Origin of the sequence: Vibrio algivorus (assembly GCF_030161215.1) — a bacterium.
Lineage (GTDB): Bacteria > Pseudomonadota > Gammaproteobacteria > Enterobacterales > Vibrionaceae > Vibrio > Vibrio algivorus.
In genome coordinates this window covers 442,345-456,660 of the sequence record NZ_BSPV01000006.1, presented here as the reverse complement: position 1 = coordinate 456,660, position 14,316 = coordinate 442,345, and the positions used below count along the sequence as shown (strand labels likewise).

The window sequence follows — 14,316 nt, the reverse complement described above, 5'->3', positions numbered from 1 at the left end:
TGAACTTTTTTCCTGTCTAGGCGTATTGAACTGTTGTCGTATACTTATTCAGTCATCCTTACGATAAATGGAGATAGACATGAAACAGATAACTGTAATTAAACAAACTCTTGCAATGCTTGCTCTATTGGTTGTAGCAGGTTGTGCATCTCACAAGGATATGCCGAATTCAGCTGATAGCCAAGCGTGGCAAAACTATGGTGAACAAACGGCAGCTAAAGGATTGGTGGAACATAGCCAGCATCAACTTGCTAAAACATCTAACTTAACTGATGAAGCATATATGGCGTATCAACAAGGTTACGCGAAGGGGCAAAAGCAATATTGTAGTCAGAATGCCTCCTGGTTAGGTTCTACCGGACAAGCCTACCGAGGGATTTGCGATAATATTGATCCTTTCTTTCGCCAAGACTACACAGCTGGTGTCCAATCTCACGCTGGTGGAATGTAGTGTTAATACTTAATACCCCGTTAATAAAAATATCAACTAATAAAAAAGAGCCTATAGCAGGCTCTTTTTTATGGTTACCAGTTTGAATTGGTAATGGTATTATTTTTGAGCGCGCTCGTAAGATTCTAAAATCTCTTTACGTGCAGCTGCTACATCTTCCCAACCATCAACTTTTACCCACTTACCTTCTTCAAGATCTTTGTAACGCTCAAAGAAGTGTGTGATTTGAGATTTAAGTAATTCAGGTACATCGTTGATATCTTGAATATGTTCGTACTCTTTAGATAATTTGCTGTGAGGTACAGCAATTACTTTAGCATCTTCACCAGACTCATCTGTCATTTTTAGTACGCCAACAGGACGACAACGAATAACTGAACCAGGCATCAATGGAAATGGCGTTGGTACTAGAACATCTACTGGGTCACCATCTAAAGATAGTGTGTCGTTTACATAACCATAGTTACATGGGTAGAACATTGGCGCTGACATAAAGCGGTCAACAAATACTGCGCCGCTGTCTTTATCAACTTCATATTTAATTGGGTCTGCATTAGCAGGGATTTCGATCACTACATATAAATCGTCTGGTAGTGATTTACCAGCAGGTACATTATTCAAGCTCATTGGGCTTCCTTTCTCAGTTTAGCTATCTTGAGATAACTTATTAGATTTGAAATTAACGCTTTGATTATAACGTGAGTTGTTAAGGGGTTGTAAAGGGTTTGAGTGAAATATGCGAAGGAAATTCTAGTGAAGTGATAAGAGAAAAAGATAAGAGGAATGGAGTCCTCCTATCTTTCATTGCTAAACGATGCAATTAGCTATTCAGGGTATTGCTCTAAAAAGCTTTCTACTTTATCAACCATAACAGGTGAACCTACTACAAAAGGAACTCGCTGATGTAGCTCGGTTGGTTTTAAATCCATGATACGGTTTTTACCATCGGTTGCTTTGCCGCCCGCTTGCTCCATGAGAAAAGCAATAGGGTTGCACTCGTACAATAAGCGTAATTTACCATTTGGATGACTTTCAGTACTTGGATAGAGGTAGACTCCACCTTTTAGTAAGTTACGGTGAAAATCAGCAACCAAAGATCCAATGTAACGAGAAGTATAAGGGCGTTTTTCTTCAGGAACATTCTCTTGGCAATATTTGATGTATTTTTTGATGCCGGTTGGGAAACGAATATAGTTGCCTTCGTTGATTGAATAAATGGTGCCAGATTGTGGAATCATCATTTGCTCATGAGATAGGCAGAATACTCCAAGTGATGGGTCATAAGTAAAGCCATGTACGCCATTACCAGTGGTGTAAACCAACATAGTAGAAGAGCCATAAATGATATAACCCGCAGCCACTTGTTTATGACCTGGTTGTAAGAAATCTTCTTCGGTTGGAGGGGTGCCTATTGGAGAAACGCGGCGATAAATAGAGAAGATGGTGCCAACTGAAACATTAACATCAATGTTAGATGAACCATCAAGTGGATCCATTAATACGACGTATTTAGCATTTTTATTCAGATCTTTATTAAAGGCGACCGCCTCATCTTCTTCTTCACTTGCTACGCCACAGACTTGATCGCGAGCTTCTAATGCTGCTTTAAATTTGTCATTAGCGTATAAATCGAGTTTTTGTTGTTCTTCTCCTTGAACATTCTCTGCGCCCACCGAGCCAGTAATATCAACCAGTCCGGCTTTATTGATTTCCCTATTGACTATTTTAGCAGCCAATTTAATAGAGCCGAGTAGAGAAGATAAGTCTCCACTCGCGTGAGGGAAGTGGTGTTGATTTTCAACAATAAATTCACCAAGTGTACGCATGGTCGACATGTTTAATCCTTTTGTGTCGTTAAGCGGTATACACCTATTACGGGTGTGTTAGGGGCTAACCCATTGTAAAAGGATAAACTTTTTTATGGTAATGAAGTAACTATGGCAATAGTAGAAAATGTTTAATTTTTATTTCAGTTTATATCCTTTAAACTCTAACCATACTTTTCTCTGTGTTTACGGTACTATTCAGAATTATCGTACATTCATTTTTTTAGATCCTAATAGTTGGATTGGAACCATTGTTATGCATATTCATATTCTCGGTATTTGTGGCACTTTTATGGGTGGAGCTGCAGTTTTAGCACGTCAACTTGGACATAAGGTGACAGGTTGTGATGCTAATGTTTACCCACCGATGAGCACATTACTTGAATCTCAAGGTATTGATATTATTGAAGGCTTTGATCCTTCTCAGCTTAATCCTGCGCCGGATCTCGTGGTGATAGGTAATGCGATGAGCCGTGGTAATCCTTGTGTAGAATATGTATTAAATAACAATTTGAAATACACCTCTGGTCCGCAATGGCTACAAGAGTTTTTATTGCATGACCGCTGGGTTCTTGCGGTTTCTGGTACTCATGGAAAAACCACTACCTCGAGTATGTTGTCTTGGATTTTAGAAGATTGCGGTTATGCGCCGGGCTTCTTAGTCGGAGGCGTATTGGGTAACTTCGGTGTGTCAGCTCGTTTAGGCGAAAGTATGTTTTTTGTGGTTGAAGCAGACGAATACGACAGTGCTTTTTTCGATAAGCGTTCTAAGTTTGTCCATTACCATCCACGCACACTGGTGATGAATAATTTAGAGTTCGATCATGCTGACATCTTCGATGATCTTGAAGCGATAAAGCGTCAATTTCATCATTTAGTTCGTACGGTTCCTGGCAACGGTCGTATTCTGATGCCAAGTAATGATGATGGCCTGCAGGATGTTATTAAGCGTGGTTGCTGGAGCGAATTAGAATACATTGGCGATGATGGTCACTGGAAAGCCGAAAAAGTAAAAAAAGATGGAAGTCACTTCCAAGTGTATTTAGATGGCAAACATTACGGTGATGTAATGTGGGATTTAGTCGGTGATCATAATGTGAATAACGCATTGATGGCGATTGCTGCAGCGCGTCATGTTGGTGTTACTCCAGATCTGGCTTGCGAAGCACTCGGTAAATTCATCAATACTAAGCGTCGTTTAGAGCTGAAAGGTGAAGTTAAGGGTATTAAGGTGTATGACGATTTTGCTCACCACCCAACAGCGATTGAGCTTACTTTAGAAGGCTTACGCAATAAAGTTGGTGATAGCAAAATTATTGCGGTGTTTGAGCCTCGCTCAAGCACGATGAAAATGGGCGTACATAAACAAACTTTAGCCGCAGCCTTTAAGCATGCCGATGAGGTTTGTTTATATCAACCAAGTAATATTCAATGGTCGGTAGAAGAGGTGGCGAAGCAGTGCTCTCAACCAAGTTATGTTGATGACAATATTGATAGCTTTGTGGGACATATTGCAGCTCAAGCGCAAAGTGGCGATCAGATCTTAGTGATGAGTAACGGCGGCTTTGAAGGGATCCACGCCAAACTATTACAAGCTTTACAACAAAAATAGTAAAAAGATCATAGTAAGCAAAAAGATCATGGGTAGTAAAAAGATCATTATGATCTTTTTACTTACCTAACTCATTCTCTATTGAGGAAGCGAATATGTCTCAATTGACGGAAAAGAAAATCACTCTGGCTTTCACTGGAGCCTCCGGCGCACCCTATGGATTACGTCTATTAGAGTGTTTGTTGGCGGCTGATTACACAGTCTATTTACTGATCTCATCAGCCGCTCGTGTCGTGATGGCAACCGAGCATGATTTAAAGTTACCAAGTGGTCCAGAGGCTGCACAAAAAGTTTTGGCTGAACACCTTAAATGCCGCAGTGATAAGTTAATCGTATGTGGTAAAGAGGACTGGTTTTCTCCCGTTGCTTCAGGTTCTGCCGCACCGAAACAAATGGTAGTGTGTCCATGTTCTGCTGGTAGTGTGGCTTCGATTGCTCATGGCATGTCGGATAACTTAATTGAACGTGCGGCTGATGTGGTAATGAAAGAACGTGGTCAATTATTGTTAGTGGTACGTGAGACGCCATTTTCTACTTTGCATTTAGAAAATATGCACAAGTTATCGCAAATGGGCGTTACTATAATGCCGGCAGCACCAGGTTTTTATCATCAACCGAAAACCATTGAAGATTTAGTCGATTTTATGGTAGCGAGAATTCTCGATCATTTAGGCATTGAACAAGGTTTAGTGCCTCGTTGGGGATACGATCAGCGCTCTAGCTAACAGTATTGTTATTAATAGTGAATAACGACTCGCCACTTGTTAAGCAAGACTTTACAATTTAGATATATACCCAAGTAACTTGAAGTTACTTGGGTATACAACTCATCGGGGTGCTGAATCATGTGATTTGGCTGAGATAACACCCGTGACCTGAACCAGATAATGCTGGCGTAGGAATTGAGTGAGTTTCTCCTCCTTTTCCCTGTGCCGCTCACTAAATAAGGATTAATCTAGTGAACTTCACACCTAAAGCTTCTAGTTTGCTTGCTCTCTCTTGTGCTGCAATCTTTTCTACTTCAGCGCTTGCTAGTTCAGAACTAGCTGAACAAAAGCCGACCTTAACCGTTTATACTTACGACTCTTTTACTTCTGACTGGGGCCCCGGCCCGAAAATAAAACAAGCTTTTGAGGGGCAATGTGGCTGCAACCTAAATTTTGTTGCCTTGGATGATGGTGGTTCAGTACTCAGTCGTATTCGTTTAGAGGGCAACAACACCAAGGCGGATGTTGTACTGGGGCTAAATAACAATATTATGGCTCAAGCTCAGCAAACGGGGCTACTTGCCAAACATGATGTTGATACCTCTCAAGTCACTATTCCTGGTGGTTGGAATAACCCTTATTTTGTGCCTTTTGATTACGGCTATTTTGCTTTTGTGTACAACAAAACCAAAATGAAGAATCCGCCGAAAAGCTTAAAAGAATTAGTCGATCGTGATGACTTCAATATCATTTATCAAGATCCGCGAACGTCGATTACCGGGCAAGGTTTATTGCTGTGGGTGAAAGCGGTTTATGGTGATAATGCGGCGCAAGCATGGCAAAAAATTGCCGATAAAACCGTTACGGTCAGCAAAGGTTGGTCAGACTCTTACCCTATGTTCTTAAAAGGGGAGAGTGATATGGTGCTGTCTTATAGTACTTCTCCGGCTTATCACATCATTGCTGAAAATGATCAACAATATGCTGCAGCTAATTTTACTGAAGGCCAATATGCACAGATTGAACTGGCGGCTAAAGTGGCAAGTACTAAGCACCCTAAATTGGCCGATGAGTTTATGCATTTTATCTTAACGGATGCTTTTCAATCTGTGATGGCAACGGGAAATTGGATGTACCCTGTGACCGATATTGAATTGCCTAAAGGCTATGACCAATTAACGCTGCCAAGCAAGATGCTGTCATTAGAGCCTGAAGTGGTTGCTAAACAGCTGAAAGGTTGGACTCGTGAATGGCAGATGGCTTTGTCGCAATAACCACATGACAACTCTTTTCGCTTTTAAGATTCTAGTAGGTTGCTAGCGTGGTTAATGTTCCTGTTCCTAAACTTGGCGTAGCGGTTGCACTGGCAATTTTTTTGTTTGTCAGTGCCACTATAGGAGCGTTAGTTCAGTATGCGCCAAGCCTAAATATCAGTTGGGTTTTATCCGATCCTTATTATCGTCATATCACCTTCTTTAGCTTCTATCAGGCATTCTTTTCGACTTTGTTGAGTGTTGGTTTAGCGATTCCGGTTGCTCATGCGTTATCTCGACGAGAATTTAGAGGCAAGTCGCTGTTATTGAAACTGTTTGCTTCGACATTGGTATTGCCGGTGTTGGTTGGGGTATTCGGTATTTTAGCTATTTTAGGTAATAGCGGTTTAGTCGCTAGTGCGTTTAAAGCTTTTGATGCCCGTTTACCATTTTCAATTTACGGCTTAAATGGCATTTTAGTGGCTCATGTATTTTTTAACTTACCTTATGCCTGTCGTTTGTTATTACATGCTTTAGAGTCTATCCCTAATGAGCAACATAAATTGTGTTCTCACTTGGGAATGAATGCATGGCAAAAGTTTCATCAAGTCGAATGGCCACGTATCAGGCAGCAACTTCCACATGTAGCTGGCTTGGTGTTTATGTTGTGCTTCACTAGTTTTTCGACGGTTATGGCATTAGGTGGTGGGCCTAAATCAACCACGATTGAGCTTGCTATCTACCAAGCGATTAAGTTTGATTTTGACCTACAAGCTGGCGCGATTCTCGCGTTATGGCAAATGCTGCTATGTGGTGGGCTAAGTTTACTATTATTGCGTTTAGCTAAAACGTTGCCAGCTTCGGTTCAGACTAACCAACCGGTTTTGCCTCTATGGTCAGACTCACGTTTAGCAAAAGTTTGGGATAGCGTTTGGATTATGGCGGCAATCTTGCTTGTTCTACCACCTTTATTGATGGTGTTTTGGCAAGGTTTGAACCCTCAATCATTGGTTGTGCTGCAAGATGCCAAATTTTGGCAAGCGTTGATGGCCTCAATTAAAGTCGCAACATTAGCCAGTTCACTCGCCCTGATAATGGGGATTGCGATTTTATTTACCAGTCGTGCTTGGCACTTGAAAGGTCAAAGTCATTGGGCTGGACGTATAGAGTTAATGGGCACGATTATTTTGGTGACACCGGGGATTGTGATTAGTACCGGACTGTTTTTATTGCTGCGTAATCAAGTCGATGTATTCAGCCTTGCTTTTGTTATGGTAATTTTAGTTAATGGTTTAATGGCGTTGCCTTACATCATCAAAACTTTGTCGCAGCCGATGTTACAAACCGCGCAGCAATATCAATTTTTATGTCAAAGTTTAGGTATGACGGGTTGGAGTCGTTTTAAAATGGTTGAGTGGAAAGCGCTGAATAAACCCATTGCTCACGCCTTTGCGATTAGCTTTATGTTTTCGATGGGGGACTTAAGTGCAGTGGCACTATTTGGTAATCAATCTTTTACTACTTTGCCTTTGTATTTATTTCAACTATTGGGGAGCTATCAAATGCCAGCAGCGGCGATGGTCTCATTGTGTTTATTGGTGTTTAGCGTTATCTGTTTTAGCTTGATTGATGTTACGTTTAAGCGAAGTAGTCGTTAGGGCGAGTTTACCTTTTATGGTTAAATTTTGTTCGAGATGAACACGCCCATAGTTAATGAAGAAGAGTCACCATGTCTGATAGCGCCATTGAGATCCAACAAGTCATTTATGACTATCAAAAAGAAACCTTTCACTTTGATTTGCAGGTAGAGCGTGGCTCCATTATGGCTTTGATGGGGCCTAGTGGATCTGGGAAATCAACCTTATTGAGTTTAATCGCCGGCTTTATTGAACCTAAGCAAGGGAAGATTAAAGTTGATGGCTTATCTGTGATTGGCTTACAGCCTCACCAAAGACCATTGGCGATGTTATTTCAAGAGCATAATTTATTCAGTCACTTAACGGTAAGGCAAAATATTGGACTTGGTTTGCATCCCGGCCTGAAATTAACTATCCAACAAAAACAGCAAGTAGAATCCGCTGCGCACCAAGTTGGTATTGTTGAACTCTTGGAACGCTTACCAGAGCAGTTATCGGGCGGGCAGCGGCAACGAGTCGCATTGGCAAGATGCTTTGTACAGACTCATTCTATTTGGTTGTTGGACGAGCCTTTTTCAGCGTTAGACCCTATTTTACGTCAAGAGATGTTGTCGCTGGTGGCAAGTTTAGCCAAAGAACGCAATATCACCGTATTGATGGTGACTCATCATTTGTCAGATGCCAAATCGATAGGGAGTCATTTTGCTTTTATGGAGCAAGGGCAAGTGACGGAGTGCGATCAAATATCACAGTTAACTCAAGAAAGTTCTAACGCTCACCTAAGAGCATTCCTTCAAGCGAGCGGAAATTAACACCGCCCTTGATATCATCAATATCAAGGGCAGCATGTTGACATGAAAAGGAGGTTAAGATTTTTTAGCCAGGCGATCGGTAAAAAACTGATTTCGCTTACCGATAAACTCAGAGTAACTTTCATCATTAAGGCGATATTTACGCCAAGTTAAGAAGCTTTGTAGGTAGCCTAATGATGAATAAAAAATGATGGTATAGCCTAGGACTTCTAGCCCTTCTTCTGTTACACGCCTGATCGTTCGATCGTATTCAGGCCCGAGAATACCTTGCCAAAAATGCCCCATACCAAATAAGCGCGAAAATACCAGCAGTAATGACATACCTAAACATAATGAGAAAAAATGACGACTTTGAGTGAAGTGAGAAAAGGTGTGTATGGTTTGCTTGATATTTCTTGAAGCGAATATCATACAGGCAGCCGCAAGAAATAGTGCAGGTACTATCCAGAAACCGTGAAATACCAAGTCAAATAAACCATCTAATTCTCGGATGAACATACAACCGAAAAAACCCGCAGCTAAAGTACAAAAATGTCGTGTAGAAGGTTCTTTATAAGCGATGTAAGCAAAAGATAGTGAGCTAAGTAGGAGAATAAGTTCCTGAAAGTATTCAGTGAGCGAGGTTTCAGTTATTCCGTGTTTGAGGTAGATCAGGTCATAACTAAGAGTGGCAATTGGCAAAGTAACAAGTAAAGCAAGTAATAAAAATTGGCCAAACCCTTTGAAAATAAAACGTATATCAGTAGACATAGTCACTCCGAAAATAAAGCTGCCTTATGTTTTCATCCGTTTTAGTCTGGCACTCCATGTGATATTGGCAGAGGGAAAGGAATTCTATAGCTGATATTGTTTTAACGCTAATATTTTTTAGTTTTATCAAATAAAGTTTAATGCTAAATAAGTCTAATTATTTTTTACAATCAAGGCACACAATGTGTGCCTTGATTGTAGTAACTCCATGACTTTTAATTGATTATAAGTTTTCTTCAGCGAACTCCGCTAAACGGCTACGCACAACGCCATTTAAATGAATGTTGGCACTACCTTCGAAGTTCTTAAAACGTTCAACCATGTAAGTTAAACCTGAGGTTACGGGGGTTAAATAAGTGGAATCAATTTGCGCTAGGTTACCCGAGCAGACAATCTTGGTACCTTCACCACAGCGAGTAATGATGGTTTTTATTTGTGAAGCGGTCAGATTTTGGCATTCATCCAGCAACACGAAAGCATTTTGAATGGAGCGGCCACGCATAAAGTTGATAGATTTAAATTGAATATTGGCTTTATCACAAATGTACTTTAATGAGCCTTCAGTACAGTGATCGTTTTTATGTAGTGCTTCTAGCGTGTCAGTAATCGCTGCTAACCAAGGCATCATTTTTTCTTCTTCCGTGCCGGGTAAGAAACCAATGGCTTCACCGATATCAGGTGTATTACGAGTGACGATAATCTTATCGAACATTTTCTTTTCGATAGTCATTTCTAACGCTGCCGCCATGGCAAGCATGGTTTTACCACTACCTGCTGCCCCAGTTAAAATCACCAAATCAATTTCAGGATCCAGTAAGGCATCCATCGCCATTCCTTGATAGACATTTTTCGGATAAATATCCCAAGCATGTCGGTGCATCAGTCGTTCTCGGCTAAGGTCTTTAATTTTGGCACTCGTTGGATGCAGTTCTTCAACACGACCAGCAAAATCGGTATCTTCATCGATAATATATTGATTAATAAAGGTTGGCTCTAAGCCTTCTCGATCAACCGTATGAAAAGTTTTACTGCCGCAATTGTGGCTCTCTACTTGTTTAAAGTTATCCCAAAAACTGCCTTGGTATTCATTAAATCCTTTGGTTAGAAATTGTACGTCATCAATTAATTGGTCAGTTCGGTAGTCTTCAACATATTGAACCCCTGCGCCTTTGGCTCGTAAACGCATATTGATATCTTTAGTGATCAATACCACTTCACGCGGTGCACGACGATTTTGTAGAGCAATCACACCATTTAAAATTCGATTGTCGCCAGCTTTATCGGCAAAGGCTTTATCACTATCTTGTATGTCGAAATCCGCCAGAATAGAAATAGTGCCCGTGGCTTGATTGTCCTTCGCAAAAGGAATGCCTTGGGATATTTCATCGGGTGTTGCATCGTGGAAGATTGCTTCTAGGGCTCGAATGGCGACTCGGGCATCTCGGGCAACATCACGTTTGCTGTCTTTGATGCGATCAAGTTCTTCTAATACCGTCATTGGAATGACAACATCGTGTTCTTGGAATGAATATATGGCGTGAGGTTCGTGGAGTAGTATATTAGTGTCAAGGACAAAGATTTTGCGCGATGATTTATCGTGTGATAACGGGTGCTTGGATAATGTTGTGCTAGTTAGCGTTCTGTCGGTCGAGCCCATAGCGTCTCCTTGTTCCGCGGTGCGGAAAGCTAGCAATGTTTGATTGCTAGAGGTCGCTACAATAATAGGGAACGTCCTGTTCCCATTTTCGCTATCGAGAGTGTCGGTAGCGTGCAGCTACATAACGATCAAACCCTTTTGATTGATAAGCAATGATAGCTTTTTAATACAAAACTATCTGAGTGCTTATACCCGTCGTACTTGAAGCTGCAGCTTTGTTGACAGCGTTCATTCGCCCCAATCACATAGGCGAGCTATGCTCATGGGGTCTCATTCACTTGTCGCCTCACTGCAGCTCCAATTACTTTGAGTATATAGTGAGTATATGAAAGATTTTTACTTTCAGCTCTAATTTACCTCTCAAATATTGACACTTTTATGTCAAGGCGAAAATTAACTTTAAATCATGGTGATATATCGTTAGCTATCCAGTAAAATAATCAGCTTTTTGCGGAATGGACATTGGATGATTTCGTTCATTATTTTTTAAGAAATTGGAACCGCAAGCTTCTAAACTAGATTTTATAAAGTCAGATTCATAAGGTAGTCGATTACATGGCATTTGCGTTAGGTCAGCGTTGGATTAGTGATACAGAAAGCGATTTAGGATTAGGAACAGTCGTCGGGCTTGATGCTCGTACTGTGACCTTGATGTTTGCTGCATCAGAAGAAAACCGTTTATATGCCCGTAATGATGCGCCGATCACTCGAGTGGTGTTTAATGTCGGTGATGTTATTGAAAGCCAAGAAGGTTGGACCTTAAAAGTTGAGCATGTCGAAGTAAAAGATGATGTGATTAGCTATATCGGTAGTCGCCAAGATAACCAAGAAAGCGATGTTGTATTACGTGAAATTTTCTTAAACCACCAAATTCGCTTTAATAAACCGCAAGATAAATTGTTTGCTGGTCAAATTGATCGTATGGATAACTTTGTTTTGCGCTACAACGCGTTAACTAATCAATATCAACAACATAAAAGTCCAATGCGTGGTCTATGTGGTATGCGTGCTGGCCTTATCCCTCATCAACTTTATATTGCTCATGAAGTGGGGCGTCGTCATGCGCCTCGTGTTCTACTTGCCGATGAAGTGGGTCTAGGTAAAACCATTGAAGCGGGCATGATCATTCACCAACAAGTATTAACCGGTCGTTCTGAGCGAATTTTAATTGTGGTGCCAGAAACCTTGCAGCATCAATGGTTAGTCGAAATGATGCGTCGTTTCAACCTGCATTTTTCGGTATTCGATGAAGAGCGTTGCCTAGAGTCACAAGCTGATGCTTTAAATCCATTCGATACTCAGCAATATGTCTTATGTTCATTAGATTTCTTGAAAAAGAATGAAAAACGTTTCAACCAAGCACTGGAAGCAGATTGGGATTTATTGGTAGTAGATGAAGCACATCACTTAGAGTGGAGTGTTGACGCACCAAGCCGTGAATATCAGATGATCGAAGGCTTAGCAGCAAAAATTGCTGGTGTCCTTCTTCTTACGGCAACTCCAGAGCAACTTGGGCATGAAAGTCACTTTGCTCGGCTGCGTTTGCTTGATTCCGACCGCTTTTTTGATTACCCCACTTTTGTTAAAGAAGAGCAGCAATACGCACCGGTTGCTGAAGCCGTAGCAAGTTTGGAGTCTGGCAAGCCGCTCACTAACGATCAAAAAAATAGCATCACTGAATTATTATCAGAGCAAGATGCCGAGCCTCTATTTAGAATTTTAGATGGTTGTAGCTCACAGGCTGAATTTGATGTAGAACAGAAAACCTTAGCTCGCCAAGAGTTGATTGATAACTTAATGGATCGTCATGGCACAGGGCGTATTTTGTTCCGTAATACTCGTGCCGCAATCCAAGGTTTTCCTGAACGCCACGTACACATGTTAGAAATGCCAATGCCTGAGCAATACACGCGAGCGATGCGAGTTTCTAAGATGATGGATGGCGAACTTCCAGAGCAAGCGCAAGCACTGAAAAACTTATATCCAGAAGAGATCTTGCAAGATCTTGAAGGCGATAAAACTTCATGGTGGACGTTCGATCCTCGCGTAACTTGGCTTATCGACAAAGTGTTAGAAAAACGCTCTGAAAAGATCTTAGTGATCGCTTCTCGTTCTTCTACGGCTTTGCAACTAGAGCAAGCTTTACGTGAACGTGAAGGTATTCGAGCCACGGTATTTCATGAAGGTATGTCTATTCTTGAACGTGATAAAGCCGCAGCGTATTTCGCGCAGGAAGAGGGCGGTGCGCAGGTGTTGATTTGTTCTGAAATTGGTTCAGAAGGACGTAACTTCCAGTTTGCCAATCAGCTAGTGATGTTCGATTTACCATTCAACCCAGATTTACTGGAACAACGTATTGGCCGCTTAGACCGTATTGGTCAAACTCGAGATATTGAAATTTTCGTTCCACATTTAGAGAATTCAGCACAATCAATTTTGGCTCATTGGTATCACCAAGGCTTGAATGCGTTTGCAGAAACCTGCCCGACTGGCCGTGCGGTATATGATGAATATTCTGCCAACTTAATTGCTATGCTAGCGTCTGGCGATATGAGTGAATTAGAGCATTTAGTCGAGCAATCGGCAGCGCTCAATAAACAACTGAAATCTAAATTAGAACAAGGCCGTGACCGTTTATTAGAAATTCACTCGAACGGTGGCGAAAAAGCACAGAAAATCACTGAAATTATCGCATCTGGTGATAATGATACGAATCTTGTAACGTTTGCACTTGGCCTATTTGATACGATTGGCTTAAACCAAGATGATAAAGGTGAAAATGCGTTAGTCGTTACCCCATCGGAACACATGATGGTGCCAAGCTATCCGGGATTGCCGTATGAGGGAGCGACCATTACTTTTGATCGTGATACTGCTCTGTCTCGTGAAGATATGCACTTTATGAGTTGGGAGCACCCAATGATCCAAGGTGGTATCGATTTACTGCTTAGCGAGAATGTTGGTACTAATGCGGTTTCTTTATTGAAAAACAAAGCGTTACCAGTTGGTACTATGTTCTTAGAGCTGGTGTATTTGGTGGATGCTCAAGCACCGAAACGCAGTGGCATTAACCAATTCTTGCCAAAAACGCCAATTCGTTTATTGATGGATGCCAAAGGTAACGAACTTTCAGAGCAAGTACCATTTGATACCTTTAACCGCCAACTTAGCCCGATTAACCGTCATATGGCGAGTAAAGTTGCCAGCTCGGTTCAAGATCAGATTCATGCATTAATTGAAAGTGCTGAGCAAGCGGTATTGCCAAAACTGGATGAAGTGCGACAAACTGCTAAATCGGAGATGCAGCAGAAGCTTAATTCTGAATTAGAACGTTTATTGGCACTTAAAGCGGTGAATCCAAACATTCGTGATGAAGAAATTAGCGCCATTGAAACGCAAATTGAAACGCTGTCTGGTTATATCGAAACCGCTCAGTTGCAACTGGATTCTCTACGTTTGATCGTGGTTGCGCATCAGTAAAAAAGCAGTCCCTAGTTCCTAGTTTTTAGTCCCTACAGGGGAGCTTCTAGGAACTGGGGGATTTGTACATATCTTATTTGTTAGTTTTCCACCCTAAATATTATTCCTTGAACTATTTTCTTAGGGAGTGA

11 protein-coding genes and 1 riboswitch are annotated in these 14,316 nt (G+C 41.3%); of the genes, 7 read left to right on the top strand and 4 right to left on the bottom strand.

Annotated features, from left to right (window positions below; all coding sequences use genetic code 11):
* Nucleotides 1-79: 79 nt before the first annotated feature.
* The gene (locus QQJ93_RS11135) at nucleotides 80-451 is read left to right on the top strand and encodes a DUF2799 domain-containing protein (protein ID WP_170143413.1); all 372 of its coding nucleotides are present in this window, start codon (nucleotides 80-82) and stop codon (nucleotides 449-451) included.
* 99 nt (nucleotides 452-550) lie between these two features.
* Here the strand turns inward: QQJ93_RS11135 and ppa are convergent, their stop codons facing one another.
* Nucleotides 551-1,078, bottom strand: a complete 528-nt coding sequence (gene ppa, locus QQJ93_RS11130) for an inorganic diphosphatase (protein WP_089122156.1) — start codon at nucleotides 1,076-1,078, stop codon at nucleotides 551-553.
* A gap of 197 nt (nucleotides 1,079-1,275) precedes the next feature.
* Nucleotides 1,276-2,286, bottom strand: coding sequence for a class 1 fructose-bisphosphatase (fbp, locus tag QQJ93_RS11125; protein WP_089122157.1), 1,011 nt, complete (start codon nucleotides 2,284-2,286; stop codon nucleotides 1,276-1,278).
* A 247-nt stretch (nucleotides 2,287-2,533) separates the two neighbouring features.
* Here fbp and mpl point away from each other — a divergent pair, with 247 nt between their 5' ends.
* From mpl to thiQ, 5 genes are all read left to right on the top strand, one after another.
* Entirely contained in the window at nucleotides 2,534-3,889 is a 1,356-nt protein-coding gene (mpl, locus tag QQJ93_RS11120; protein WP_089122158.1) for a UDP-N-acetylmuramate:L-alanyl-gamma-D-glutamyl-meso-diaminopimelate ligase, read from the top strand.
* A gap of 95 nt (nucleotides 3,890-3,984) precedes the next feature.
* A complete protein-coding gene (locus tag QQJ93_RS11115) occupies nucleotides 3,985-4,614 on the top strand; it encodes a flavin prenyltransferase UbiX (protein WP_089122159.1) in 630 nt (209 codons plus the stop codon).
* A 96-nt stretch (nucleotides 4,615-4,710) separates the two neighbouring features.
* Nucleotides 4,711-4,808, top strand: a riboswitch (TPP riboswitch).
* A gap of 90 nt (nucleotides 4,809-4,898) precedes the next feature.
* Nucleotides 4,899-5,870: a thiamine ABC transporter substrate binding subunit gene (thiB, locus tag QQJ93_RS11110; RefSeq protein ID WP_244943683.1), complete on the top strand. Its 972-nt coding sequence runs from the start codon at nucleotides 4,899-4,901 to the stop codon at nucleotides 5,868-5,870.
* Between the two features lie 47 nt (nucleotides 5,871-5,917).
* Nucleotides 5,918-7,507: a thiamine/thiamine pyrophosphate ABC transporter permease ThiP gene (gene thiP / locus QQJ93_RS11105; RefSeq protein WP_089122161.1), complete on the top strand. Its 1,590-nt coding sequence runs from the start codon at nucleotides 5,918-5,920 to the stop codon at nucleotides 7,505-7,507.
* A gap of 71 nt (nucleotides 7,508-7,578) precedes the next feature.
* Nucleotides 7,579-8,298 (top strand): thiamine ABC transporter ATP-binding protein, encoded by a 720-nt coding sequence (gene thiQ, locus QQJ93_RS11100; protein ID WP_089122162.1) that lies wholly within the window; start codon nucleotides 7,579-7,581, stop codon nucleotides 8,296-8,298.
* A gap of 54 nt (nucleotides 8,299-8,352) precedes the next feature.
* Here the strand turns inward: thiQ and QQJ93_RS11095 are convergent, their stop codons facing one another.
* Both QQJ93_RS11095 and QQJ93_RS11090 read right to left on the bottom strand, forming a co-directional pair.
* The gene (locus QQJ93_RS11095) at nucleotides 8,353-9,048 is read right to left on the bottom strand and encodes a hypothetical protein (RefSeq protein WP_089122163.1); all 696 of its coding nucleotides are present in this window, start codon (nucleotides 9,046-9,048) and stop codon (nucleotides 8,353-8,355) included.
* Nucleotides 9,049-9,271: 223 nt separating this feature from the next.
* Nucleotides 9,272-10,705: a PhoH family protein gene (locus QQJ93_RS11090; RefSeq protein ID WP_089122164.1), complete on the bottom strand. Its 1,434-nt coding sequence runs from the start codon at nucleotides 10,703-10,705 to the stop codon at nucleotides 9,272-9,274.
* A 555-nt stretch (nucleotides 10,706-11,260) separates the two neighbouring features.
* On the opposite strand from QQJ93_RS11090, the gene rapA reads away from it, so the two are divergent.
* Nucleotides 11,261-14,185, top strand: a complete 2,925-nt coding sequence (gene rapA / locus QQJ93_RS11085; RefSeq protein ID WP_089122165.1) for an RNA polymerase-associated protein RapA — start codon at nucleotides 11,261-11,263, stop codon at nucleotides 14,183-14,185.
* Nucleotides 14,186-14,316: the final 131 nt, after the last annotated feature.

Bases quoted from the DNA above. Each gene is read 5' to 3' on its own strand.
- QQJ93_RS11135 (WP_170143413.1), top strand. From the start codon at position 80: ATGAAACAGATAACTGTAATTAAACAAACTCTTGCAATGCTTGCTCTA.
- ppa (WP_089122156.1), bottom strand. From the start codon at position 1,078: ATGAGCTTGAATAATGTACCTGCTGGTAAATCACTACCAGACGATTTA.
- fbp (WP_089122157.1), bottom strand. From the start codon at position 2,286: ATGTCGACCATGCGTACACTTGGTGAATTTATTGTTGAAAATCAACAC.
- mpl (WP_089122158.1), top strand. From the start codon at position 2,534: ATGCATATTCATATTCTCGGTATTTGTGGCACTTTTATGGGTGGAGCT.
- QQJ93_RS11115 (WP_089122159.1), top strand. From the start codon at position 3,985: ATGTCTCAATTGACGGAAAAGAAAATCACTCTGGCTTTCACTGGAGCC.
- thiQ (WP_089122162.1), top strand. From the start codon at position 7,579: ATGTCTGATAGCGCCATTGAGATCCAACAAGTCATTTATGACTATCAA.
- QQJ93_RS11095 (WP_089122163.1), bottom strand. From the start codon at position 9,048: ATGTCTACTGATATACGTTTTATTTTCAAAGGGTTTGGCCAATTTTTA.
- QQJ93_RS11090 (WP_089122164.1), bottom strand. From the start codon at position 10,705: ATGGGCTCGACCGACAGAACGCTAACTAGCACAACATTATCCAAGCAC.
- rapA (WP_089122165.1), top strand. From the start codon at position 11,261: ATGGCATTTGCGTTAGGTCAGCGTTGGATTAGTGATACAGAAAGCGAT.